Below are 25,518 nucleotides of genomic sequence, written 5' to 3'. Positions count from 1 at the left end.
GATACCAGAAGCCACGTGCACCACGGTACCCGGCTTTGCCAGCACGTCAGCGCGGCTGATCGTCTTGACCGGGCGAGTCTGGGTGCCTGGATTTGAATCGGAACCGGTGGTTGCGACATACAGGTCAGCGGCCATGGCGCCGCCGCATGCGGCGAACAGGACGGCTGCGCTGGCGATCGACTTCAGGGTGAAACGGACATTCGAGAACTTGACTGCGTTTTGCATGTGGATTGCCTTAACAATGTAATGGAGTAGCTTGGAGCGGTGGAAACTTCCTAAGTTCAATAGATCGCAGGAAAAATTTTCTTACGGTAGTAAATTACAAAGATCAATTTCTATCTATAAATAAACCTGTGCATTCGGTGTTATTCCAGATCCTGCAAAGGAGTAACTTTGAGCGTCGAAAAATTCTTAAGTTCAATAGATTTTGGGAAAAATTTTCCCCCTGGTATCGAACGAAAAAGAAAAATTTCGTATCGGCAATATTCGCTCGCTTTCGCAACTGCCTAAAGGATGCAAAGGAGTAGCTTTGAACGCAGGAAAGTTTCTAAGTTCAATAGATCTTGGGAAAAATTTCTCACAGTATTGAAAAACAAAGAAAAATTTCCGATTAGCAATTGGTTTCCACTGCAACATGTATCAATAATGTGAAGGCGGATCTTTGAGGCTGGGAAGGTTCCTTAGTTCAATGGAATTTCGGAAAAAAATCGTGCGTAATGAACATCAAAGACTCATTCCTGTTGGAATTGAGTCTCGCATTCAAATCGGGAGGGAGAGAGAGGCGAGATCAGACCGAGAACATCGCTAATACTTTCCAATACCCATCTGCAGGGTCCGGCTGATCAGCTCGCTGCACTACACATAAGTTCAATACGCAAATTACTGGTGACGAGAGAGTTGGTGCTGGAAGCATTGGCAGAGAGGCAACACAGATGCGCGACAGCAGACGCTCTCCACCGCCAGGAGAAGCGACCGATGCTGCGCAGGGGAATCAAGGCGCCTGTGTTGAAGAGCCTACCGATGATGAGCGTGTGCTGCTGGCGTCACTCGCATTGCACGAGCTATCGTGTGGAAGTCGATCAGCCAACAGTCATAGCCAGGCTCGCGAAGCGAGCTGTGGCATTCCAGCAGCGATCCACACAAGCCGGAGCCAGCGTGAGTGGTGCCCATTAAGAACAATGCGTTTCCAGTCCGGCGTGTGCTTCATATGTATACGCGGATGGCAGCAATCGAATCTTGGCTTCGATCCAGGCGCATGCAGCGTAGCTCCGGTAGCTGCGCCCAGCCCTGCGCGTCGACTACCGAGGGCAAGCACCGGCTGCGGCTAGCAGCCCTGTACATCGCGCACTGAGGCCGCATGGACCAGCGGCACGAGCTAATCGGAATATTTCAGCTGCCCGACCGGGCCCGGATGGAATTGCATGCGGGAGCGGCCGATCCCGTAGCTGATATTGTTGAACAAGACACCCTGCGGCGACAAGCCGGCATGGTTCAAGCGCTTGACCGATTCGGTGATCTCGCCATCGGTCGTCACCCGTGCACGGGCGAGCAGGAAGATGGCGCCGGCGCGGGCGCCGACGATCAAGGAGTCCGCTGCCAACAGCAGCGGCGGCGTGTCGATCAGCACCAGGTCGTAGTTCGGGCTCATCGTTTCGAGCAAGGTGCTGAAGTTCAGGTGCAGCAGGAAGTCGGATGGATTCGGCGGCAGCGAGCCGGTCGGGATGAAGTCCAGGTTATCGAACACGTTGTGATGGATGATGTCGTCCACCGACGTGGCCCCGTTGATCACCTTGGACAAGCCTTGTTCGCGGCCGATGCCGAAATAGCGGTGCAGGCGCCCATTGCGCAGGTCGGCATCGATCAGGAGCACCCGCTTGCCGCTGGCCGCCATCACGGCGGCGAAATTGATGGTCACGAAGGATTTGCCGACGCCATGCGTGGGCCCGGCGAATACCACGATGTTGTTACTGAAATGCGGCATCGAGAACTGCAGGGCGGCACGGAAGCTGCGCAGGCTTTCCACGGCCGGGTCTTCTGGAAGGATTTGCGCCAGCAGGGGCAAGACGCCCTCACCTTTCACCTTGCGCATCAGCTTATCCTCGTTGATGCTGTGCGGAATCGAGGCATACACGACCTTGGCGCGCAGCAGCCGCTCGATCTTGGCCGGGTCGTCGATCCCGCCGCGCATGGCTTTGCGCGTAAAGGCGATCAGCATGCCAATGAAAAGCCCGGTGACCACGGCCAGCGCCACGATCAGCGGGCGGTTCGGCTTGATCGGCCGCTCGGGCGCGATCGGCGCGTCGACCAGGCGCACGTTACTGACGCGGCCCACCGAGATCAGGCGCAATTGCTGCGCGGTGTTCGACAGCGCGGTGTAGAGGTCGGTCTTGACCTTGATGTCGCGGGTCAGGCGCGCCTCGTCCTGTTCCATTACCGGCAGCGTGCGGATGCGGGTGTTTATGGCCTCGATCTCGGATTCGACCTCCTTGCGCTGGCGGTTGATGGCGGCAACGATCGGGTGGTCGTCGGTGAAGCGCGCCAGCAGTTCGGTCTTTTTCTGGATCAGTTCCATGCGCCGCGTGCGCGCCGCCGCCGCCTGCGTCAGGCTCATGCGCGCCTCTTCGCGCAGGTCGACCGTGCCATGGGCGTTGCGGAACTGGTTGTAGCGGTCTTCGGACTGTTCCAGCTGGCGCTTCAGGATGGGCAGTTGCTGGTTGAGGAAGGCCAGCGATTTTTCGGCTTCCTCGGTCTTGCGCGCCAGGTTCTGGCGCATGTATTCGCGGCCGATTTCGCTGAGCAGCCCGTGGATGGCTTCAGCGTTTTCGCCCTGCAGCTTGACTTCGATGACGCCGGATTGCTTGCCCTGCTCGGTAATGACCATGGCGTTCTGGATCGCCTGGATCGTGCCCAGGCGCGAATTGCGCTTGATCCGGAAGCGCGCTCCGGGATTGGCGTGCAGGCGGTCGACCTTGATTTCGACCAGGCCGCTGGGCGTCGGCACCCGGTAGCGCTGGCCTACCGTGGCATCGAAGGCGATCGGCTGCCCGCCGCCGGAAAAGCGGTAGCGGTGGCCTTCGCGCGCGGTGATGGTGAATTCACGCTTGAGCCAGCTGTCGGGTACCTCGAATACCGACACCTCGGCCTTCTCCCCGCCCCAGACGAATCCGCCCTGGCCGAACAGGCCGGGTTGCGACAGTGCGCTGCCGTTCTGGGTCGCGAACCAGGAACCGACTAGGGGGAAGTATTCAGGCCGCACCTCGACATACAGCTGCAGGTTGTCGACCGCGCGCGATACCACCATGCGCGAGCGCAGCAGTTCCATCTCGGCGATGGCGGCCTTCTTGGTCTCGAAGAGCGACGAGGCCTCGCTCAGGATGTTCTTGGAGGCGGTAGGGCTTTCTTCCTCGACGTGGATCATCAGGTTGGCTTCGAATACGGGCTTGGTTAGCAGCGCATACAGCACCGCCACCACCGTGATGATCCCGGTGATGGTGCCGATCAGCCAGCGGCTGTCGTACAAGGTGTTGAGGTAGCCCTTGAGGTCGACGGCCGGCTCCTCGGCCAGCGGCTCCGCCGGGCGCGGGTCGAAGGGCACCGACAGCACCGGAGGGCGCTGGTAGACGGGGCTGAGCGGGTGAGGATGGGGATCGTGCGGGGTGGTCATGGCGGACTTCTCCGGTCAGGGCCTGGTGGTGACGCCGACGGCCGAGGTCAGCGCGCCCGGGAACAGCATGCTCAGGTGGCGGTTCCAGTTCGCCAGCGGCGAAGCGGCGACGTAGACCACGTCTTTGGGCCGCAGCTCGAAGGATTCGGCCATGCCGAGCGCCCCGCTGGCGCGGGCGTCGAGCCGGAACACGCGGGTGCGCTCCGGGGTCTTGCGCACGACATAGACCTGGCGCGCGTCGCCGCTCAGCGGGCTGATACCGCCGGTCGCGCCCAGTGCCTCGTTGAGGGTCAGGCGGCCGTTGTGCATGGTGAGCGCCTTCGGGGTAATGACCTCGCCGGAGACGAAGACCTTGCTCTCGTCGCGCGAATGGACGCGCACCACGTCGCCGTGCCCGAGAAGGATGGTGCCGGGATTGACGCCTTTCTGGACCAGCTCGCGCAGGTTGACCGTATAGCGCCGCTCGCCGCGCTCGAGGACGATCTGGCTCTGGTCGGCACTGGGAAGCATGCCGCCGGCACGGTTGAGCGCTTCCACGAGCGTCATGGGAATGTCGTCGATGGCCTGCAGGCCGGGTGTGCGCACCTCGCCGTCGACATAGACCCGCCTGCTGCGATAGGACTGAACGCGCAGCGTGACGTTGGGCTGGGCGAGGTAGCGCGCGAGCTTTTTGGCCAGCAGTTCGCGTGCCTGCTCTTCGGTCAGGCCTTCCATGGTCAGCAGTCCGATCAGCGGAAACTGGATGCGTCCCAGGTGGTCGACGGCGAAGCCGGGTGTCGCCGCATTCGGCGGCGCCGCGCCGCCCCCGCTCAGGGGGGTGGCCGCGTTCATGCCGCCCGCGGCGAGCTCGGGGTGGTCCCAGACCACGATCGACAGGATGTCGCCTCGGCCGATTGTGTAAGGAGGCGGCTTGGCCACGAACAGCGGGCCGAGATCCTGGCGCGCGCTGCCGGCTACCGCCTGGCGTTCCGCCGCGATCAGCTTGTCGGTAATGAGTTCGGTAGGCGGCGCGGCACTGCCGTCCGCGCTGTCTCCGCCCACGGGAGAATCGAAACCGATACCGGTTGCACATCCGGCCAGCGCCAGCACCAGCGCGGCCGCACGACATCCCCTGATTGCACCCCAACAAAACAACGCCATGATTGTTGCCTATCAAAAATGGACCGTTACTTGAGTCGTTCAGCTCAGCGTACGGGGTCCATCAGGCTTGGCTTTGCACCGTATCAAAGTTCGAGCCTCGGCGGTCCGGCCCGGTGCTGGTAGCGCTCAGCGCATCTCTTCCATGAGCTTCAGGCCATCGGCAAAGGCCCAGACCCGGCGGATCTCGATGACGTCGAAGCGCGCGGCGACATTCGGGGGAAAGGCCGAGTAGCGCTCGTTCAGCCGCACGAAGCGGCGCACGGCGTCGTCCATGTCGGCGCGGCCGCTGGAACGCACGATCGTCACCTCATCGATGCTGCCGTCGCTGCGCAGCGACACGCTCACCAATGGATCGATGCGCACCTCGCGTGAGGCAAAGCGCGCGCCGCCGAGCACCGCATTGCGTTCGAGCTTCTGGCGCACGCTGTCGACATACAGGCGCAAGGGCACGTCGCGCTCTGCGCCGTCGGCGAGCACGCGGCGCCCGTCGTGTTGTGCGTTTGGCGGCCGGGCCGGTGGCGCCACGCTCGGGATGGTGACGCCACGCAGCAATTCGCGGGCGCGGCTGCCGACGCTTCCGGCCAGGGCGCCCGCCGGAATCCCCCCACTGCCGGCACCGATGCCCGGGCCGATCGCCGGCCCCCCTGATGCCTGCCCGCCGCTTCCGGGGATCGCCGCTTGCCGGCGGTCGGACTCGGCGGCAGCTTGACGGGCAGCTTCGGCGGCTTGCCGGGCCGGGTGCTCGGCCTGGGCACGCTCATCGGCCTCTCGGCGCGCGCGCTCGTCCGCCAGGCGCCGCCGGGCGAGTTCCTCGCGCTGGCGCTGATCGAGTTGCTCGGCCAGCCGGCCCTGCGCCTCTTCGGCGCGGCGGCGCTCGGCAAGCTCGGCTTCGCGGGCGGCGGACTCGTCGGCCAGCCGCTGTTCGGCCTGGCGCCGCAGAAGCGCGTCCTGTTCGCGCTGGCGCTGCACCGCTGCCTCATCGGCCAGGCGCCGGCGCTCCTCGTCGGCACGTCGGCGGGCCAGCTGCTGCTGGCGCTCCTGTTCGGCGAGCTGCCGGGCTCGCTGCTGCGCAGCCAGGCGTTCCTCAGCCAGGCGCGCAGCCTCGGCCTGCTCGGTGCTTTCCTGGGCCAGTATCGCCGGGTCCGGCTCCGGTTCCGCCGTCACCTCGGGCGCGATCCTTTCAGCCTCGGGCCCCGGTGCCGCATCCGCGGGCAAGGGATCCGGCGCCGCGTCCACCTCTGGCAACGGCACGGTAAATGCAGAATCGGACCGTGCCTCGGACGCGATCACGGGTGTCGGCACCGGCGCCACGCGCCGTTTTGGCATGGCCGGGCGGCTGCGCTTGGGAGGCCTGGGCCGGGCCGGCTGGTTCGCCGCCACTGGATCGGGGGACTTCGGCGCAATCGGATCGACGATTCGAAGGCCGGCGGGCGCCGGCGTCGGCGCGAGGGCTGCGTCAGGTGGAGACGGCAATGGCTCCTGCGCCAGTGGCGGCGAAGGCGGAACGTCAGCGACAGGCGGCAGCGGCGCCAGCGCAACCGTGATCGGGCCACCTCCCCCGGCATCGACACCGGGCAGCCCGAACTGCAGCGACAGCAGCAGCGTGTGCAGCACGACCGACACCGCCACCCCGGCTCCGAGGCGGCGGTCAGTGTGGCCGTATGGCTGGTGTCGACTGCTTGCGTTCGCTGGAGGCATGCCCGTCCTGATGCGACATTGTCAAGCTGGCATCTTAGCGTTTACTCAGCAGTATGGGGAAGCGCGCACGATAGGAATCGCTGCCGGCGGCAGGCTGCGTCAATACCCGCACCAGTTCCCGGTCAGCGCTGCACGGGTGCGAACCCGTAAGTCTGGCCGTGCGACAGGTAAATGACGTCCTGTTCCAGCCCGGCGGCCTTGACCTCGCGTGCGAACTCCTCGAGCGGCGACTTGAACACGTCGTAATCGTTGTAGTGGACCGGTACGGTCTTTTTGGGTCGCACGACCTGCATCATGCGCACGCCATCCTGGCCGTCCATGGTCACCTTGACCACGCCGAGGATGCGCGTGCCGCCAAGGTGCAGCAGCGCCAGGTCGATATTCGGGAATCGTTGCGGGATGGCGTGGATGTCGTCATGGACCAGCGTATCGCCACTGATATACATGCGGTAGTCCGGCGCTTGCGGGTCGGCGCCGAAGTCGAGCACCGAGCCCATGGTTTTCGGCAGCAGCACGGCAACGGCCGCAGGACCGTGGCGGCCAGGTGCGGCTGTGATGCGCAGGCGCGCTTGTCCTTTGCTCACTTCGACGCGATCCCAGGTACTCAGGCCAAAGGTGCGCGTGAATCCCATGCGCTTGAGCCGCTCGCCCGCTTCCTTGGTGCTGATGATGGGCGTGGCGCGGTTGAGCCGCTCCTGCACTTTCTTGTCGAAATGGTCGTCATGGAAATGCGACAGCACGACCAGGTCGATCGGTGGCAGGTCTTCGAAGCGGATGGCCGGATTGGTCTTGCGTTCGGAGGTCAGACCATAGCCAAGGTGCACGTGCTCGCCCTTGTGCAGGAAGTTCGGGTCGGTCAGGATGGTAAAGCCCTGGAAGCGGATGATGACAGTCGCCGTGCCGATGAACTGCACCGTACCATTGTTCGCGTCCTGGGGCGGCGCACCCGCCGGCAACTGCAGCGTGAAACTTTCGCCCTGGGCCGGGGTGGCGGTCGCATCGGCATGGGCTGCACCGGCCAACCCGCACAGTGCGGCCAGCAGCAAACAGGTCTGGAACAATCGTGCGACAGGCATGGAAGGCACTCCGGAGCGATGCGCGTCCCGGAGCGGTCCGCGCTTGCCGGAACGTTAACACGCCAGGGTAGAAACCGGCGTTCGCTTGCCTTGCCTGGTGGCCGGCGCAAAGGCCCCGGCTAGAGCTTGGCAACCACCCCGGCCAGTTGCTGGCGCGCCTTCTGCCAAGGCGTGCCAGCCAGGGCCGCACCGCAGCGCTCGCAAGGCTCGAAGGGATTGCAGCCGTGCTCCAGCGCCACATAATTGGTTCCGACCACGGTCTTGCCCTGGTAGCTGTCGACCCGCCCGCCTGCCGCCGGCGCTGCCGGCTCGCCCTGCCCGGCCCATTTTTCGAAGGCGGCGGTGGCGACGCCATCGGGAACATACCAGCGGCGCTTGGTGGGATTCCAGCGGGCGCCGAGCGCCTTGGCTTCGTCCTTCTCGGCGTAGGGAACAGTCAGGAAAAGCATGGTATCGAAAAGCGTCCAGAATGAGCGACCGCGGCGGGACGCCGGGTCCGGGACCGTGATCTTACTGCAAGGGGAAGAAATCGCGAAGCCTGAGGCGGATTCACGGTGCGCTTGACCGCAATGCGGGACATGTCGGGGATGGCCTGCCCAGCAGGAATCGAACCTGCGACCCTCAGCTTAGAAGGCTGATGCTCTATCCAACTGAGCTATGGGCAGAAAATACAATGCGGAAGGTGAAAACAAAACGGGCTGTCCGAAGACAGCCCGCAGGGAAAACTGTGGTCGGAGTACAAGGATTCGAACCTTGGACCCCCTGGTCCCAAACCAGGTGCGCTACCGGGCTGCGCTACACTCCGAATAAGACGGATGATACTCCCCCGGAGGGGCTACGTCAAATCGGGATTCCTGGTTCGTACCCCGCCCTCCAGCCTGTACCCGCTACTGCCTTGTTCAAGCCGCCAGCTTGTCGGCAATCCGGCGCGCCATGCTTTCGGCGAGCTCGGCTTCCTTGGCTTCGACCATTACGCGAATCAATGGCTCGGTGCCCGATGCGCGGATCAGCACGCGGCCGGTATCGCCCAGCTCGCGCTCGACGGCCTCTTTCTCGGCCACGACAGCGCTGTTGCTGGTCCAGTCGAAGCCCGGGGCCACCTTCTTGTTGATCAGCGTTTGCGGATACAAGGTCAGTTCGCTGCAGCATTCGGCGAGCGAGCGGTTGCTGCGCTTGAGCGCCGACAGGACCTGCAGGGCCGAGACGATGCCGTCGCCGGTCGAATGCTTGTCCAGCGCCAGCAGGTGGCCCGAGCTCTCGCCGCCGAACAGCCAGCCGCGCTCCTGCATGACTTCCAGCACATAGCGGTCGCCGACCTTGGCGCGCGCAAAGCCCACGCCGAGTTCCTTGAAGGCCACTTCCAGCGCCATATTGGTCATCAGGGTACCGACGGCGCCGGACACCGGGCCGGTCGACATCCGGTCGCGCACCATCAGATAGAGCAGCTCGTCGCCGTTGTAGACGCGGCCGGTTGCGTCGACCATGATCAGGCGGTCGGCATCGCCGTCCAGCGCAATGCCGAGGTCGGCCTTGTTGGCGACGACGGATTCCGACAGCGCCTTTGGCGCGGTGGCGCCAACGCCAGCGTTGATATTGAAACCGTCCGGCTGCGCGCCGATCGAGATCACCTCGGCGCCGAGTTCGTGGAACACGTGCGAAGCGATGTTGTAGGCGGCGCCGTGGGCGCTGTCGACCACGATCTTCAGGCCGCGCAGGTCGAGCTCGTTCGGGAAGGTGCTCTTGCAGAATTCGATGTAGCGGCCCTGGGCATCGCGCAGGCGGGTGGCACGGCCGAGCTTGTCCGAGGGCACGCAGCCCATCGGCTGGTCGATGGCCTCTTCGATCTCCATTTCGACCGCATCCGGCAGCTTGGTACCGTGTTCCGAGAAGAACTTGATGCCGTTGTCCTGGAAAGGATTGTGCGAGGCCGAGATCACGACGCCGGCCTGCAGCCGCAGCGCGCGGGTCAGATAGGCAATCGCCGGGGTCGGCATCGGGCCAGCCAGCATCACGTCCACGCCAGCCGCCGAGAAGCCCGCTTCCAGTGCGGCTTCCAGCATATAGCCGGAGATACGGGTGTCCTTGCCGATCAGGACGACCGGACGGCCGCTGGTCGACTTCCCGCCCTTGGCCAGCACCGTGCCGGCAGCATAGCCGAGACGCATGACGAAGTCGGGAGTAATCGGCGCGGTGCCTACCAAACCGCGAATGCCATCCGTACCAAAATATTTACGTGCCATTCTCGTTCTCTTTTCTTTCCGTGATTATTCGTTGTTGGCCGCGTGCCATACCTTCAGGGCATCGACCGTATCTGCTACATCATGCACACGCACGATTCTAGCGCCATGCGCTACCGTAGCCAATGCCCCAGCGACACTGCCTGCAACACGTTGTTCAACTGGCCGCCCAGTGACGGCCCCAATCATCGACTTGCGCGACAGGCCTGCCAGCACAGGCAGGCCGACTTCGTCGCCGATGCGCTTCAAGCCGCGCAGCAAGGCGTAATTGTGTTCGACGGTTTTCCCGAAGCCAAAACCGGGGTCGATGCAGATGCGTTCGCGGGCAATGCCCTCGCCCACCATCGTGTCGACACGTGTCTTCAGGAAGCCGATCACCTCCCCCACCACGTCTGTGTAGCTGGGCGCATGCTGCATGGTCTGCGGCGTGGCCTGCATGTGCATCACGCACAGCCCGCAGTCGCTGTCGCGCACGGCATCGAGCGCACCCGGCGCCTGGAAGGCATTGATGTCGTTGATCATGTCGGCCCCGGCAATGATCGCTTCACGCATCACCTCGGGCTTGCAAGTATCGACCGACAGTGCGACCTCGAGCGTGCGCAGCGCGTACAGCACCGGCATCACGCGTGCCAGCTCTTCGCCAAGGGGCACGCCAGGCGAACCGGGCCGGGTGGATTCGCCACCGATGTCGATCATGCTTGCGCCCTCGAGCATCATCTGCTCGGCGTGCGACAGCGCGAACTCGAGACCCTGGTAGCGTCCGCCGTCGGAAAACGAATCGGGGGTGACGTTCAGGATGCCCATCACGACTGGATGGGTGGAGGCCGGGCCATCCAGCGCGAAGCTGAACTGGCCGCATTGCAGGTTCTTTGGCATGGCAGGACAGACGCGGGGACCGGGAAGCGTTAACAAACAAAAGGCATCCGGAGGGATGCCTTTTGCGGGGGGTGTTCAGGCGATCAAGGGATCAGGCCGGCGCGGTGGCGTTCGGCGCCACGCCACCCGAACCGCCGTCGCCCGGAGGGGTGCGCTTGGTCAGGATGCTGGTCGGCGACTGGCGCGGCTCGCGGCCGGCCATGATGTCGTTGATCTGCTCGGCATCGATGGTTTCCCATTCGAGCAGCGCCTTGGTCATGGCTTCGACCTTGTCACGGTTTTCTTCCAGCAGGCGGCGCGACAGCGCGTACTGCGTGTCGAGGATCGCGCGGATCTCGGCATCGACCTTCTGCTGGGTGGCTTCCGAAATGGTCTTGGTGGCGCCGCCGAAGAAGCCTTCGTTCTCGCTGTCCTCATACACCATCACGCCCATGCTCTCGGACATGCCGAAGCGGGTCACCATCGAACGGGCCAGCTTGGTGGCACGCGCGAAGTCGTTCGAGGCGCCGGTCGACATCTGGCCGACAAAGATCTCCTCGGCAATACGGCCGCCGAACAGGATCGAGATTTCTTCGAGCATCTTGTCTTTGTAACCGGACAGCGCATCGTGTTCCGGCAGCTGCCAGGTCAGGCCGAGCGCATAACCGCGCGGCATGATCGTGACCTTGTGCACCGGGTCGGCTTTAGGAAGCAGCTTGGCGATCACGGCGTGGCCCGACTCGTGGTAGGCCGTATTGCGGCGCTCTTCCTCGCGGATGATCATCGACTTGCGCTCCGGACCCATGTAGATCTTGTCCTTGGCGTCTTCGAAATCGATCATCTCGACCAGGCGCTTGCTGCGGCGCGCGGCGAACAGTGCAGCCTCGTTGACCAGGTTGGCCAGGTCGGCGCCCGAGAAGCCCGGGGTGCCGCGTGCCAGGATATCGGCCTTCACGTCGGTGCCGATAGGCACTTTACGCATGTGCACGTTCAGGATCTGTTCGCGGCCGCGGATGTCCGGCAGGCCCACCGTCACCTGGCGGTCGAAACGGCCCGGACGCAGCAGCGCCTTGTCGAGCACGTCGGCGCGGTTGGTAGCGGCGATGACGATCACGCCGGACGAGGCTTCGAAGCCGTCCATCTCGACCAGCAGCTGATTCAGCGTCTGTTCGCGTTCGTCGTTGCCGCCGCCCATGCCGGCGCCGCGGTGGCGGCCGACGGCGTCGATCTCGTCGATGAAGATGATGCAAGGCGAATGCTTCTTGGCGTTCTCGAACATGTCGCGCACGCGGGACGCACCCACGCCGACGAACATCTCGACGAAGTCGGAACCGGAAATCGAGAAGAACGGCACCTTGGCTTCGCCCGCGATGGCGCGCGCCAGCAGGGTCTTGCCGGTACCCGGAGGACCGACCATCAGGACGCCGCGTGGAATGCGGCCGCCCAGTTTCTGGAACTTGGTCGGGTCTTTCAGGAAGTCGACGATCTCGCTGACTTCTTCTTTCGCTTCGTCGCAACCGGCGACATCGGCGAAAGTGACGGTGTTGTTGGTTTCATCGAGCATGCGCGCCTTCGACTTGCCGAAGGAGAAAGCGCCGCCCTTGCCGCCGCCCTGCATCTGGCGCATGAAGAATACCCACACGCCGATCAGCAGCAGCATCGGGAACCAGGAGATGAAGACCTGCTGCAGGAAGGATGGTTCTTCCGGCGGCTTCACGTCGAAGCGCACGCCGTTCTCGCGCAGGTCGCCGATCAGGCCGCGGTCGAGGATGGTGGCAGTGGCGCGCACCTTGCTGTCATCCTGGCGGGTCGCGGTGATGTTGGAACCTTCGATGACCACGTCCTTGATACGACGGGCCTTCACATCGTCGAGCAGCTCGGAATAAGCAATGGTCTTGCTGCCGCCTGCGACGCTATGGTTGTCGAACTGCTTGAACAGCATGAACAACAGCAGTGCGACGACCACCCAGATGGCGGATTTGGAAAACATATTATTCACGAAAACTCCTCCGATGCGATTGCATCTCTACCGATATCAGTATCACGATTTTAACCGCAATAAGCCGACACTGCCACGCAAGGTCAGCAATGGTGCAAAAACGCCATATTTGCATGTTCAACAAGCACCGCAAGCATGCGCAATGCCGGCCTCACGCGGCAAATGTGCGGTTGCCGCGCCGAATATCAAGGGCTAAAACGACGTCATGCATTGCTTTTTACGCAGCAGGATTCTTCAGACCACGCCCAAGCAGGAAAATTTCGGATGATTTGTCCCGGCTGGCCTTGGGTTTGACCTGCTTGACCGTCCTGAATTCCACCCTGAATTTCTCCAGTATCTGGGTAAATCCCATATCTTTGAAGCATTTCACCAGCAGTCCGCCGGTCGGCTTCAAATGATGTTGAGAGAACTCAATAGCCAGGTCGACCAAGTGTTCCATGCGCGCAGCATCCGCGGTCGGAATGCCCGACAGGTTGGGCGCCATGTCGGACAGCACCAGGTCGACCTGGCGTCCCTGCAGCACCACGTCGAGCTGATCCAGCACTTCTTCCTCGCGGAAATCGCCCTGGATGAATAAAACGTCGGCAATCGGCTCCATCGGCAGCATGTCGAGCCCGATGATGGTGCCATGGATGCCGCCACCGTCCTTGCCCGCCAGCTTGCGGCGGGTGTACTGCGCCCAGCTGCCGGGCGTGCAGCCGAGGTCGACAATGACCTGGCCCGGCTTGATCAGCTTTTCGCTTTCGTCGATTTCCTTGAGCTTGAATGCCGCGCGCGCGCGGTAGCCTTCTTTCTGGGCCAGTTTGACGTACGGGTCGTTAATATGGTCGTGTAACCAGTTTTTGTTTAATTTGTTCTTGGCCATTCGCGTAGAATACTGCTTTTAAAGGTACATCTAAATATTATTATGCTTAAACTCACCCCGGCCGAGCGCAGCGCACTGCGCGCTGAAGCCCACGGACTGAATCCCGTTGTCATGATTGGCGAATCCGGCCTGACCGAATCCGTCATGAAAGAAGTTGCTGCGAGCCTCGACGCGCATGGCTTGATCAAGGTCCGCGTGTTCGGCGACGACCGCGAAGCCCGCATCGCCATGTACGAACAGATCTGCGCCGAGCTCGATGCCGCGCCGGTCCAGCACATCGGCAAGCTGCTGGTGGTCTACCGCCCGAAGAAGGAAGTCGTCAAGGAACGCAGCACCAGGTCCGGCAAGGGCATGCGCGAAGTCACCATCGTCAAGGCCAGCGCCAGCGGCACCAAGAAGCCGAGCGTCACCAAGGTCATGATCAAGGGGAACGAGCGCGTGACGGCTGGCGGCAACATCAAGCGCGCCAAACCGCGCCAGGCCAGCACCAAGAAAAATGCACTGAACAAGTGATCGCGCCGCGCGAGGCGAAAACCGGGGCGACCCGGTTTTTTTTCGCCTGGTGATTCGTGATTGTGTCGTTATGACCACCACAACATGAACCGTCGTCCCGGCGGAGGCCGGACCCAATTTCCCGCACCAACCAGCACCGCATCCTTACATCTCAAGCGCCGGGTTTATAGCACGCGTTAGTGTAACGCAGCGAAATCAGGCTCCGGCCTTTGCCGGAGGTCGCAGGCGCCAGTGGCGCGTGCGACGGATCAAACGGCGCGGGATGCGGTCAGGCGATCAACGGCTTTTCAACACCAGCACCGCTGCCAGCACGCTCTCGATCACGTGAAACAGCTGCGACACCCCGTGCATGAGCGCAAACTGCGTCCAGTACGGCGAGGCCCTCACGCCGCCCTGCCCGGCCAGCGCGCGCATCTGCGCCATCGCCGGCTGCAGGCCGACATACATCACCAGCGCGCAGGCCAGCATCGCCAGCACCACCAGGTAGAGCGAGCGCTTGCGCGCGGGGTCGAGATCGCGTGAGAGCCGCACCATCGCCAGCATCAGCGCCGCACAGCCGAACGACACCCAGGCCAGGCGCGCCAGCAGGACGGCGACGACATCCCCCGCCACCGTGCTCGGCACCGCCGCGAACACCGCCGGCGCCGCAATGTAGCCGACCGTCCACAACGCACCCGCCCACAGCACCGCCGCCAGCAGCCGCGCCGCCGCCAGGCGCGACATGGCGCGCGAGGGCACGCTAGCCGCGGTTGCTTTCATCAGATGTAGCGCACTTCCAGGATTTCGTATTCGCGCGGGCCGGACGGCGCCTGCACTTCGACCACGTCGCCGGCATACTTGCCGATCAGGGCGCGGGCGATCGGCGAGGTCACCGATACCTTGTTCAGTTTCAGGTCGGCTTCGTCGAGGCCGACGATCTGGTAGGTGACCTTCTGGCCGTTGTCCAGATCTTCGAGGTCGACGGTGGACGCGAAGACGACGCGGCCTTCGGCATCCAGGGTCACCGGGTCAATGATCTGCGCGGCGGAGAGCTTGCTTTCGAGTTCGGCGATGCGGCCTTCGACGAAGGCCTGGCGCTCTTTTGCGGCATCGTATTCGGCGTTCTCGGACAGGTCGCCATGCGAGCGCGCCTCGGCGATCGCGTCGATCACCATACGGCGCTCCTTGGTCTTGAGCTGGTGCAGCTCTTCCTTCAGGAGTTGGGCGCCGTATTTGGTCAATGGGACGGTATTGTTCATGTCTGTCTATGGTGTGCGTTTGTCGACGTACCAAGTGAAAACCACAGAGTGCGCGCCCTAGGGCGCACGAGCTCTGTGGTTTGACGGGGTACTGCTTCCAGCTTACTGCATTGCAGCTTTCATGCCTAGTTTAAGGTTTTATGAAGCCCTTGTAAATCGTACACCTGGAGTTCGTCGATATGACGCATGCCTTCGATCGCCGCTTCCGCGCCGGCGATCGTCGTATAGGTCACGACGCGCGACTGCAGGGCCGAGGTGCGGATGGTACGCGAGTCGGTCACCGCCGAGCGCTTTTCCTCGACCGTATTGACGACCAGGACGATCTCGCGGTTCTTGATCATGTCGACCACGTGCGGGCGTCCTTCCATGACCTTGTTCACCGCGCGCACCGGCATGCCGGCGGCCGCGATCACGGCAGCCGTGCCCTTGGTCGCCACCAGCGAGAAGCCCAGCGCCACCAGTTCGCGCGCGACGCCGACGGCGCGCGGCTTGTCCGAGGCCTTCACCGACAGGAACACGGTGCCCTTGGTCGGCAGGATGATGCCGGCCGCCAGCTGCGATTTCACGAAGGCTTCGCCGAAGGTCATGCCTACGCCCATGACTTCGCCGGTCGACTTCATTTCCGGTCCGAGGATGGTGTCCACGCCCGGGAATTTCACGAACGGGAAGACCACTTCCTTGACGCTGTAGAACGGCGGGACGACCTCTTTCGTGATGCCCTGGCTGGCCAGCGTCTGGCCGACCATGCAGCGCGCCGCGATCTTTGCCAGCTGCAGGCCGGTGGCTTTCGATACGAACGGCACGGTGCGCGAGGCGCGCGGGTTCACTTCCAGCACGAACACGGTATCGACCGTCTTGCCGTCGACTTCCGACTGCTGGATCGCGAACTGCACGTTCATCAGGCCGACCACGTTCAGGGCCTTGGCCATGAGCGAGGTCTGGTGCTTGAGTTCCGCGATGGTCTCTTGCGACAGCGAGTATGGCGGCAGCGAGCAGGCCGAGTCGCCCGAGTGCACGCCGGCCTGTTCGATGTGTTCCATCACGCCGCCGATGAAGGTGGCTTCGCCGTCCGAGATGCAGTCGACGTCGACTTCGATGGCGTCGTTCAGGAAGCGGTCCAGCAGCACCGGGGAATCGTGCGAGACCTTGACCGCTTCGCGCATGTAGCGCTCGAGGTCACGCTGCTCGTGCACGATCTCCATCGCGCGGCCGCCCAACACATAGGACGGGCGCACCACCAGCGGGTAGCCGATTTCCTGGGCCAGTTCGAGTGCATCAGCTTCGGTACGCGCGGTGCGGTTCGGCGGCTGGCGCAGGCCCAGCGTCTGGAGCAGTTGCTGGAAACGCTCGCGGTCTTCGGCCGCATCGATCATGTCGGGCGAGGTGCCGATGATCGGCACGCCGTTCGCTTCCAGGTCGAGCGCGAGCTTCAATGGGGTCTGGCCGCCGTACTGCACGATCACGCCGACCGGCTTTTCCAGCTCGACGATTTCCAGCACGTCTTCCAGCGTCAGCGACTCGAAGTACAGGCGGTCCGAGGTATCGTAGTCGGTCGACACGGTCTCGGGATTGCAGTTGACCATGATGGTCTCGTAGCCGTCTTCGCGCATGGCCAGCGCCGCGTGAACGCAGCAGTAGTCGAACTCGATACCCTGGCCGATGCGGTTCGGGCCACCGCCCAGCACCATGATCTTCTTCTTGTCGGTCGGATTGGACTCGCATTCCTCGTCGTACGTGGAATACATGTAGGCCGTATTGGTCGCGAATTCGGCGGCGCAGGTGTCGACCCGCTTGTACACCGGGCGGATGCCCAGTGCATGGCGCTGCTTGCGCACCGCTTCCGGCGTGGTCTGCATCAGGAAAGCCAGGCGGCGATCCGAGAAGCCTTTTTGCTTGAGCTTGTAGAAGGTCGGCTTGTCCAGGCTTTCCAGCTTCTGGTGATCGAGCCACAGCTCGATGTCGACGATCTCCTTGATCTGCACCAGGAACCACGGATCGATCTTGGTGAGGTTGTGCACCTCTTCCAGGGTGAAGCCCTGGGCGAAGGCATCGCCCACGTACCAGATGCGGTCCGGGCCCGGCTCGCCGAGTTCTTCTTCGATCTTCTCGCGGTCGCGGGTCTTTTCGTTCAGGCCATCGACGCCCACTTCCAGGCCGCGCAGCGCCTTCTGGAAGGATTCCTGGAAGGTGCGGCCCATCGCCATCACCTCGCCCACCGATTTCATCTGGGTGGTCAGGTGCTTGTCTGCGGTCGGGAATTTCTCGAAAGTGAAGCGCGGGATCTTGACCACGACGTAGTCGATCGACGGCTCGAAACTGGCTGGCGTGGCGCCGCCGGTGATCTCGTTGCGCAACTCGTCCAGCGTGAAGCCCACGGCCAGCTTGGCCGCCACTTTCGCGATCGGGAAGCCGGTCGCTTTCGAGGCCAGCGCCGAAGAACGCGACACGCGCGGGTTCATCTCGATGACGATCATGCGGCCGTCCTTCGGATTGATCGCGAACTGCACGTTCGAGCCACCGGTGTCGACGCCGATCTCGCGCAGCACGTCGATCGACGCGTTGCGCATGATCTGGTATTCCTTGTCGGTCAGGGTCTGCGCCGGCGCCACGGTGATGGAGTCGCCGGTGTGCACGCCCATCGGGTCCAGGTTCTCGATCGAGCAGATGATGATGCAGTTGTCGTTCTTGTCGCGGACAACCTCCATCTCGTACTCTTTCCAGCCCAGCAGCGACTCTTCGATCAGGAGCTCGTTGGTCGGCGAGGCTTCCAGGCCGCGCTTGCAGATCGCTTCGAATTCTTCTTCGTTGTACGCAATGCCGCCGCCGCTGCCGCCCATCGTGAACGACGGACGGATGATGGTCGGGAAGCCCAGCTCGCGCTGCACGGTCCAGGCCTCGTCCATCGAATGGGCCACGCCCGAGCGTGCCGAACCCAGGCCGATCTTGGTCATCGCGTCCTTGAACTTGGAGCGGTCCTCGGCCTTGTCGATGGCTTCCGGCGTGGCGCCGATCAGCTCCACCTTGTATTTTTCCAGCACGCCGTTGTGGTGCAGGTCGAGCGCGCAGTTCAGCGCGGTCTGGCCGCCCATGGTCGGCAGGATCGCGTCCGGGCGTTCCTTGGCGATGATGCTCTCGACGACCTTCCAGGTGATCGGCTCGATATAGGTGACGTCCGCCGTTTCCGGGTCGGTCATGATCGTCGCCGGGTTCGAGTTCACCAGGATGACCTTGTAGCCTTCTTCGCGCAGGGCCTTGCAGGCCTGGGCGCCCGAGTAGTCGAATTCGACCGCCTGGCCGATGACGATCGGGCCGGCCCCGATGATCAGGATGCTTTTGATATCACTACGTTTTGGCATGTTATTTTTTCTCCGCAGCTTGCATCAGGCCGATGAAGCGATCAAACAGGTAGGCAACGTCGGTCGGGCCGGGCGAGGCTTCCGGGTGGCCCTGGAAGCAGAAGGCTGGTTTGTCCGTGCGCTCGAAGCCCTGCAGCGAACCGTCGAACAGCGACACATGGGTCACGCGGCAGTTGGCCGGGAGGGTAGCCGGGTCGACTGCGAAGCCGTGGTTCTGCGACGTGATCAAGACCTTCTTCGAATCCAGGTCCTGCACCGGGTGGTTGGCGCCGTGGTGGCCGAACTTCATCTTCATCGTCTTGGCGCCGGAGGCCAGCGCCATGATCTGGTGACCCAGGCAAATGCCGAAGGTCGGGATGCCCTTCTCGATCAGCTCGGCGCTTGCCTTGATCGCGTAATCGCAGGGTTCCGGGTCGCCCGGACCGTTGGCCAGGAAGATGCCGTCCGGGTTCAGGGCCAGCGCGTCGGCGGCTGTGGCTTGCGCCGGCAGCACCGTCACTTTGCAGCCGCGCTCGGCAAGCATGCGCAGGATGTTGCGCTTGACGCCGTAGTCAAAAGCGACCACGTGGTATCGGGGGTTCTCTTGCTTGCCGAAGCCCTCGCCCAGCTTCCACTCGGTCTCGGTGAATTCGTAGGATTCCTTCACCGACACCACCTTGGCCAGGTCCATGCCTGCCAGACCCGGGAAGGAGCGCGCCAGTTCCAGTGCTTGCGCCTCAGACGGCTGGTTGCCTTGCGTGCCAGTCAGGATGGCGCCGCCCTGAGCGCCCTTCTCGCGCAGGATACGGGTCAGCTTGCGGGTATCGATGCCCGCGATGGCGACCACGTTCTCGAGCTTCAGGTAGTCCGCCAGAGACATGGTGGAACGGAAATTCGATGCCAGCAGCGGCAAGTCACGGATGATCAGGCCGGCGGCGTGGACCTTGGATGCCTCGACGTCGGCGGCGTTGACGCCGTAGTTGCCGATGTGCGGGTACGTCAGGGTGACGATCTGACGCGAGTAGCTGGGGTCGGTAAGGATTTCCTGGTAGCCGGTGATCGCAGTGTTAAACACCACCTCGCCGGTCGTATGGCCGGCAGCGCCAATGGAATGTCCTCTGAAAATCGTTCCGTCTGCAAGGGCCAGGATGGCCGGGACGGCTGGGCCAGAAAAAAATGGCGGCAAGGGTAACTCCCAATAAAGTTACCGTAGCTGCGCCACGTCAGACCGACATCCAAAATGCCCGGGCGGACTAAGCGTGCCGGGAAATGGATATCAAGTTGAATGAGGGATGATGGGTAGGCGCTACGGCTGATGTGTAAATGGCTAAACTTCCAAATTATAGCGCGAAACCACCGTATTCGGCAATGCAGCAATTCTATAGAAGTGGCGCCATTTTTGCCGGAACAGGTTGGGAAGTCGGCGCGGAAACAATGCTCCGCTGCAGGTGCAACATAGAAGAAAAGGCGCCACGCAGGCGCCTACATGCGGATGGCGGCAGCTTGGCTCAGCCGTTGCTCAGGGCGGCAATGCCCGCCTTGGCGACCTGCGCATCCTCAGTCGACTTGACGCCCGAGACGCCAACGGCGCCAATCACGTGACCATCGACGATGACCGGCACGCCGCCTTCCAGCATCCCTTCGATTTCAGGCGCCGACAGGAAGGAAGTGCGGCCGTTGTTGATCAGGTCTTCATAGATCTTCGATTCGCGCCGGCCGAGCGCCGCGGTCTTCGCCTTGGCCGGGGCGATATGCGAGGAGATCGGCGCGGCGCCGTCGAGGCGCTGGAACCAGAGCTGGTGGCCGCCATCGTCGACGATGGCAATGGACACGGCCCAGTTGTTGCGCACGGCTTCGCTTTCGGCCGCTGCGGCGATTTTCTTGACGTCGTCGAGGGTGAGATAAGGCTTCGATTGCATGGCGTTTCCCATATTCCTGGTTAGTGAGCTTGCTGCTTGGCCTTGAGCTTGGCCTTAATCTGCGGCATTACGTTTGCTGCCGCCTGCTCGCCGGCGAGGATCGCCAGGTTGCGGCTACCGAAGTCGCTGCTGCCCATGTTGCCGAGCGCCGGCGTGATGACGATATCGGCTTCCTTCAGCTCGAAATAGTTCAGGCGCTGGCCCATGATGCTGAAGGTCTGCATCAGCACGTCGAGCGAGCTGGCCGTGGCCGCCCCCTCGGTCGCGCTGGAGATGTTCACCGCGATAATGAAATCGGCGCCCATGTCCTTGACGAACTTGACCGGCACCGGCGCCACCAGCCCACCATCGACATAGGAGTTGGCGCCGATCTTGACCGGCTGGAAGACGCTCGGCACCGCGGACGACGCGCGCACGGCCATGCCGGTATTGCCCTTGTTAAACAGAATCGGCTGGCCGGTACGCAGGTCGGTGGCCACGGCGCCGAAGCGGATCTTCAGGCGTTCCATTGGCACGTTATTGACGGCCTTGTTGACATAGCCCTGCAGCGCCTCGCCTTTCAGTACGCCGGTCGATTTGCCGAACAGGGGCAAGGCCCAATCGGAGATCGTGGCTTCATCCATGGCCATGGCCGTCTTCTGCAACGCAAAACCGTTCAGGCCCGAGGCGTAGAGCGCGCCGACCACCGAGCCGGCGCTGGTGCCGACGACGATTTCCGGCACGATGCCCTGCGCTTCCAGGGCCTTGATGACGCCGATGTGGGCGAAGCCCCGCGCGGCGCCACCGCCGAGGGCCAGGCCGATGCGGACCTTGCGCGGCGCCGCGGGCGGCGTCGCCTGCTGGGCGCCAGGGGTAACGGGGGGCGGAGTCGGGGTGCTGCCGCAGGCGCTGAGGAGCAGCGCGGTGCAGGCGATCAGGGACAGACGGCGAGAGAACATAGACGGTAAGAAAAAGAGCGAGGCACGATTGTACCCCGACTCCCCGGCAAACCGTCCAGTGCGGCTAAACCGGACGCTTGCTCGGATCGGTCACACAACGCCAGCTTGCGCCAGCGCTTATCAAGCCGGGAAATTTATCGTTAGCATTGCTCTTCGATACGAGATCGGGAGGCCAACATGGCGAGCATCTGCACCGAAGTCGATTCACTTCCTGTCGTCCTGAGGCTCATCAGCGCCGCCCATCGAACCGCCGTCCTCGCCCATCCGCAATGGATCGACATCAAGCACGATCGGGCCCCATCCCGCCAGCTTGCCTGGATGGTCGAGCAGCGCCTGCTCACCTACGACGAGCTGGATGATTTGCAGACCCTCGACCGGGACCCATCCAAACGTGACCGAATCGTCGAAGAAGCGTATGCCCTGCTTGCCCAGTCGACTACGCTCGCCAATTGTGGCCTGCTCCACCAACTGTCACCATAGCTCCCCAAAAAATATTGGGGTCAGCTTGGCAAGGACGTATTCGGCAACACCGCCGTAAAGCAGCTCCCCTGCCCCGGCACCGAACTGATCATCAGGCGCCCGCCGTGGCGCAGCAGCACATGCTTGACGATCGCCAGGCCCAGCCCCGTGCCCTGGGTCTCGCGCGAGCGGCTCTTGTCGACGCGGTAGAAGCGCTCGGTCAGGCGCGCAATGTGGATCGGTTCGATACCGATGCCGCAATCCATCACCGAGAAGCGCAAGTCGTCGGTCCCGCGCGTCCACTTCAGGCGGATGGTGCCGCCCTGGGGCGAGTAGCGCACCGCGTTCGAGGCCAGGTTGGCGAAGGCGCTGCGCAGTTCTTCAGCGTTGCCCATCACGTCCGGCCCGTCGACCTCGGCCTCGATCGCATGGCGCCCGCCGGACAGGGCCCGGGCCTCGAGCGCCACCGATTCCACCAGCGCGCGCAGGTCGACGCGTTCGCGCCTGAGCGGGAATTCGTCGGACTCCAGGCGCGACAGGGTCAGCATGTCGCCGATCAGGCGCTGCATGCGCTGCGCCTGCTCCGTCATCAGGGCCAGGTGGGCGGTGCGGGTGGCCACGTCCAGGCCCGGGTCGGACATCGCGATCTCTAAAAAGCCGACGATGACGGTGAGCGGCGTGCGCAGCTCGTGCGAGGCGTTGGCGATGAAGTCGCGCCGCATCGCTTCGATGCGCTCGGTGTCGGTGGCATCGTGCGTGACCAGGATCTGGCGCCGGTTCTCGAAGGGGATGATGCGGCATTCCAGCTTGCGGCCGCGGAAGGACAGGGTCAGCGGCGTGTCATAGCGCCCCAGGATCACGTAGTCGATGAACTCTGGATGGCGCACCAGGTTGGTTACGCGCAGGCCCTTGTCGCGCGCCAGGCTCAAGCCGAGGTGGCGCTCGGCCGCCTCATTGCACCATTCGAGGAACAGCACATCGTCCATGATGGCCACGCCTTCCGGCAGCATTTGCATCGCCTGGCGAAAGCGCGCCAGCCATTCGGCCATCTCGGCCTGGTGGCGCTCGTCCTCGCGGCGCAGGCGGTACAGGCGCGCGAACACGTCGGTCCAGGCGCCCCAGCCGTCCGGCAGGCGGCTGCTGTGGGGATTGTTCAGCCACTCGCCCAGCTCGTGCAGGTAGCGCAATTGGACGAATAGCGCGATGATCACCGCCCCCAAGGCGAAGACCAGCGCCTCGACGATGCTGGACATCCACCAGACCACCAGGGCTGCAACGAACACGAGGCCCAGGCGCAGCACGGCCGGCACCCAGAACAGCAGCTTCGGATTCATTGAGCCCACGCTATTTTTCTGACAGCATGTAGCCGACGCTGCGCACCGTCCGGATCAAGCCATCGGCGCTTTTGAGCGCCTTGCGCAGCCGCAGCACGTGCACGTCCACCGTGCGCTCTTCGATGACGGCATGGTCGCCCCATACCTTGTCGAGCAGCTGGGCGCGCGAGAACACGCGCTCGCGGTGCGCCAGCAGGAACTTGAGCAGCTTGTATTCGGCATTGCCGATCTCGATCTGCTGGTCGTCGACGCAGACCGTGCAGCTGTTCGGGTCGAGCACCACGCTGCCAGCGCGCAGCGGCGCTTCCGACAGGTGCGGGCTCTTGCGGCGCAGCAGCGCGCGCGAGCGCGCCAGCAGTTCGCGCGGCGAGAACGGCTTGGTGATGTAGTCGTCGGCGCCGGTATCGAGGCCGGCGAGCTTGTCTTCTTCCATGCTTTTCGCGGTCAGCATGATGACCGGGATGTCCTGGAAGTCGCGGTCGCCGCGCAGGCGCGACAGCAGGCGCAGGCCGCTCTGGTCGGGCAGCATCCAGTCCAGCAGCAGCAAATCGGGCTTGCCGTGCGTGATGCTGTCCCAGGCGCCGCCGACGGTGTCGGCGGTGCGGATGTCCCAGCCGGCTTCGCGCAGCGAATACTTCACTAGCTCGACGATCGCCGGTTCGTCCTCGACGACCAGCACGCGCGTCTTGTCCGTCATGCTCAAGCCGCCGGCTGCTCGATGGCCACTGGCTTGCTGTGGCGGATGTCGCGGCCTTCGACCACATAGATCACGTATTCCGCGATGTTCTTGGCATGGTCGCCGATGCGCTCGATGGCCTTGGCCACCCACAGCGTGTCGAGTGCCGACGAAATCGTGCGCGGGTCTTCCATCATGAAGGTGATCAGGTTGCGCAAGATGGTGCGGAATTCGTGGTCGACGCCTTCGTCGGCCGCGATCAGCTCGAGCGCCTGCTTGCCGTCCAGGCGCGCGAAAGCGTCCAGCGCATTGTGCAGCATCTCGCAGGTCGCCTTGCCGATGTTGCGGATCATGTCGTAGTGCGCGAAGCTGGTATTGCCGCGGGCGTACAGGCCCTTGGAAGTGCGCGCGATCTTCGATGCCTCGTCGCCGATGCGCTCGAGGTCGGTGATGACCTTGATGGTGGCCATCACGGTGCGCAGGTCATTCGCGGTCGGCTGGCGGCGCACGATCAGGTGGCTGCAGGCGTCGTCGAGCTGCACTTCGAGCTGGTTGACCGCCTGGTCCTCCGCCATCACGCGGTCGGCGCGCGCCGGGTCATCCATGCGGAAGCATTCCAGCGCCGCCTCGAACTGGGTCTCCACCATGCCGCCCATCAGCAGGACCTTGGAACGAATCGCTTCCAGTTCCTGGTCGTACTGCTTGGATGAGTGTTCGCCTGTCATTGTTATCTCCTGTGATCCCTGTTTATCTTCTGATCTGACTGAACTACTTAACCGAAACGACCAGTAATGTAATCTTGCGTTTCTTTGCGCGCCGGATTCATGAAGATCTGGTCAGTTTCCCCGAATTCCACCAGCTCGCCAAGGTACATGTAGGCGGTATAGTCGGAACAGCGCGCGGCCTGCTGCATGTTGTGCGTCACGATGGTGATCGTGTAATCCTGCTTGAGCTCGCTGATCAGTTCCTCGATCTTCGCGGTCGAGATCGGGTCCAGCGCCGAGGTCGGCTCGTCCAGCAGCAGCACGTCGGGCTTGACCGCCACGCCGCGCGCGATGCACAGGCGCTGCTGCTGGCCGCCCGACAGCGACAGGCCGCTCTTGCTCAGCTTGTCCTTGGCTTCTTCCCACAGCGCCGCCTTCTTCAGCGCCCATTCCACGCGCTCGTCCATTTCGCCCTTGGACAGGTTCTCGTACAGGCGCACGCCGAAGGCGATGTTATCGTAGATCGACATCGGGAACGGGGTCGGCTTCTGGAACACCATGCCGATCTTCGCGCGCAGCATGTTGACGTCGACACCCGGCTCCAGGATATTCCGGCCGTGGTAGCGGATCGAACCCTCGGCGCGCTGGCCCGGGTACAAATCGTACATGCGGTTCAGGGTGCGCAGCAGGGTCGACTTGCCGCAGCCGGACGGGCCGATGAAGGCCGTCACCTGCTTGTCGTGGACGTCAAGCGACACGTTTTTCAGGCTCTGCGTTTTACCGTAGAAGAAATTCAGCCCTTCGATTTCGATCGTCTTGGCTTTGGCGCTGCCTGGGGCCTGGTTCGGCATAAGTTGGGTCATCGTTT

At 63.2% G+C, this 25,518-nt stretch carries 22 protein-coding genes and 2 tRNA genes; 2 read left to right on the top strand and 22 right to left on the bottom strand.

What is annotated here, in order from left to right:
* From AC56K1_RS09815 to AC56K1_RS09760, 12 genes are all read right to left on the bottom strand, one after another.
* Window positions 1–225 (bottom strand): DUF1565 domain-containing protein (locus AC56K1_RS09815; protein ID WP_497157654.1); only part of this gene is annotated, 225 nt, incomplete at its 3' end.
* A gap of 1,150 nt (window positions 226–1,375) precedes the next feature.
* A complete protein-coding gene (locus AC56K1_RS09810) occupies window positions 1,376–3,664 on the bottom strand; it encodes a polysaccharide biosynthesis tyrosine autokinase (protein ID WP_497157653.1) in 2,289 nt (762 codons plus the stop codon).
* Between the two features lie 15 nt (window positions 3,665–3,679).
* A complete protein-coding gene (locus AC56K1_RS09805) occupies window positions 3,680–4,804 on the bottom strand; it encodes a polysaccharide biosynthesis/export family protein (RefSeq protein ID WP_497157652.1) in 1,125 nt (374 codons plus the stop codon).
* Window positions 4,805–4,930: 126 nt separating this feature from the next.
* On the bottom strand, window positions 4,931–6,433 hold the full coding sequence (locus AC56K1_RS09800) for an energy transducer TonB (RefSeq protein ID WP_497157651.1): 1,503 nt from the start codon (window positions 6,431–6,433) through the stop codon (window positions 4,931–4,933).
* A gap of 191 nt (window positions 6,434–6,624) precedes the next feature.
* Window positions 6,625–7,578, bottom strand: coding sequence for an MBL fold metallo-hydrolase (locus AC56K1_RS09795; RefSeq protein WP_497157650.1), 954 nt, complete (start codon window positions 7,576–7,578; stop codon window positions 6,625–6,627).
* 119 nt (window positions 7,579–7,697) lie between these two features.
* Window positions 7,698–8,027: a DUF5710 domain-containing protein gene (locus AC56K1_RS09790; protein ID WP_497157649.1), complete on the bottom strand. Its 330-nt coding sequence runs from the start codon at window positions 8,025–8,027 to the stop codon at window positions 7,698–7,700.
* Window positions 8,028–8,166: 139 nt separating this feature from the next.
* Window positions 8,167–8,243, bottom strand: a tRNA-Arg gene (locus AC56K1_RS09785).
* Window positions 8,244–8,306: 63 nt separating this feature from the next.
* Window positions 8,307–8,383 (bottom strand) — tRNA-Pro (locus AC56K1_RS09780).
* Between the two features lie 94 nt (window positions 8,384–8,477).
* Entirely contained in the window at window positions 8,478–9,818 is a 1,341-nt protein-coding gene (gene glmM, locus AC56K1_RS09775) for a phosphoglucosamine mutase (protein WP_497157648.1), read from the bottom strand.
* A 24-nt stretch (window positions 9,819–9,842) separates the two neighbouring features.
* Window positions 9,843–10,691, bottom strand: a complete 849-nt coding sequence (gene folP, locus AC56K1_RS09770) for a dihydropteroate synthase (protein WP_497157647.1) — start codon at window positions 10,689–10,691, stop codon at window positions 9,843–9,845.
* Window positions 10,692–10,782: 91 nt separating this feature from the next.
* Window positions 10,783–12,669, bottom strand: coding sequence for an ATP-dependent zinc metalloprotease FtsH (gene ftsH, locus AC56K1_RS09765; protein WP_497127189.1), 1,887 nt, complete (start codon window positions 12,667–12,669; stop codon window positions 10,783–10,785).
* Between the two features lie 217 nt (window positions 12,670–12,886).
* The gene (locus AC56K1_RS09760) at window positions 12,887–13,534 is read right to left on the bottom strand and encodes an RlmE family RNA methyltransferase (RefSeq protein WP_497157646.1); all 648 of its coding nucleotides are present in this window, start codon (window positions 13,532–13,534) and stop codon (window positions 12,887–12,889) included.
* Between the two features lie 42 nt (window positions 13,535–13,576).
* Here AC56K1_RS09760 and yhbY point away from each other — a divergent pair, with 42 nt between their 5' ends.
* A complete protein-coding gene (yhbY, locus tag AC56K1_RS09755; protein ID WP_497127195.1) occupies window positions 13,577–14,047 on the top strand; it encodes a ribosome assembly RNA-binding protein YhbY in 471 nt (156 codons plus the stop codon).
* 276 nt (window positions 14,048–14,323) lie between these two features.
* Here yhbY and AC56K1_RS09750 read toward each other — a convergent pair whose 3' ends face one another.
* The 6 genes from AC56K1_RS09750 to AC56K1_RS09725 all read right to left on the bottom strand — a co-directional run bounded on the left by AC56K1_RS09750 (window position 14,324) and on the right by AC56K1_RS09725 (window position 21,477).
* On the bottom strand, window positions 14,324–14,806 hold the full coding sequence (locus AC56K1_RS09750) for a DUF4149 domain-containing protein (RefSeq protein WP_497157645.1): 483 nt from the start codon (window positions 14,804–14,806) through the stop codon (window positions 14,324–14,326).
* The gene (gene greA / locus AC56K1_RS09745; RefSeq protein ID WP_497157644.1) at window positions 14,806–15,285 is read right to left on the bottom strand and encodes a transcription elongation factor GreA; all 480 of its coding nucleotides are present in this window, start codon (window positions 15,283–15,285) and stop codon (window positions 14,806–14,808) included. Before greA ends, AC56K1_RS09750 begins: the two co-directional genes overlap by 1 nt.
* A gap of 125 nt (window positions 15,286–15,410) precedes the next feature.
* Entirely contained in the window at window positions 15,411–18,641 is a 3,231-nt protein-coding gene (gene carB, locus AC56K1_RS09740; protein WP_497157643.1) for a carbamoyl-phosphate synthase large subunit, read from the bottom strand.
* Between the two features lies 1 nt (window position 18,642).
* Window positions 18,643–19,806 carry a glutamine-hydrolyzing carbamoyl-phosphate synthase small subunit gene (gene carA, locus AC56K1_RS09735; protein WP_497157642.1) on the bottom strand — a complete coding sequence of 388 codons (1,164 nt, stop codon included), beginning with the start codon at window positions 19,804–19,806 and terminating at the stop codon, window positions 18,643–18,645.
* Between the two features lie 322 nt (window positions 19,807–20,128).
* On the bottom strand, window positions 20,129–20,539 hold the full coding sequence (locus tag AC56K1_RS09730) for a GlcG/HbpS family heme-binding protein (RefSeq protein ID WP_497157641.1): 411 nt from the start codon (window positions 20,537–20,539) through the stop codon (window positions 20,129–20,131).
* 20 nt (window positions 20,540–20,559) lie between these two features.
* Complete coding sequence (locus AC56K1_RS09725; RefSeq protein WP_497157640.1) at window positions 20,560–21,477, bottom strand: patatin-like phospholipase family protein; 918 nt, start codon at window positions 21,475–21,477, stop codon at window positions 20,560–20,562.
* Window positions 21,478–21,654: 177 nt separating this feature from the next.
* On the opposite strand from AC56K1_RS09725, the gene AC56K1_RS09720 reads away from it, so the two are divergent.
* Window positions 21,655–21,957, top strand: coding sequence for a hypothetical protein (locus tag AC56K1_RS09720; protein WP_497157639.1), 303 nt, complete (start codon window positions 21,655–21,657; stop codon window positions 21,955–21,957).
* Window positions 21,958–21,977: 20 nt separating this feature from the next.
* Here the strand turns inward: AC56K1_RS09720 and phoR are convergent, their stop codons facing one another.
* Genes phoR through pstB form a run of 4 tightly spaced genes read right to left on the bottom strand, consistent with a single transcriptional unit; the run spans window position 21,978 to window position 25,513 of the window.
* On the bottom strand, window positions 21,978–23,270 hold the full coding sequence (gene phoR, locus AC56K1_RS09715; protein WP_497157638.1) for a phosphate regulon sensor histidine kinase PhoR: 1,293 nt from the start codon (window positions 23,268–23,270) through the stop codon (window positions 21,978–21,980).
* A 10-nt stretch (window positions 23,271–23,280) separates the two neighbouring features.
* A complete protein-coding gene (locus AC56K1_RS09710; RefSeq protein WP_497157637.1) occupies window positions 23,281–23,967 on the bottom strand; it encodes a response regulator in 687 nt (228 codons plus the stop codon).
* Between the two features lie 2 nt (window positions 23,968–23,969).
* Window positions 23,970–24,671, bottom strand: coding sequence for a phosphate signaling complex protein PhoU (gene phoU, locus AC56K1_RS09705; protein ID WP_497157636.1), 702 nt, complete (start codon window positions 24,669–24,671; stop codon window positions 23,970–23,972).
* Window positions 24,672–24,718: 47 nt separating this feature from the next.
* Complete coding sequence (gene pstB, locus AC56K1_RS09700; RefSeq protein WP_497157635.1) at window positions 24,719–25,513, bottom strand: phosphate ABC transporter ATP-binding protein PstB; 795 nt, start codon at window positions 25,511–25,513, stop codon at window positions 24,719–24,721.
* Window positions 25,514–25,518: the final 5 nt, after the last annotated feature.

The sequence above is a fragment of the Telluria sp. ZB4P37 genome (assembly GCF_059685855.1).
This window is presented reverse-complemented; position numbering and strand designations above follow the sequence as displayed.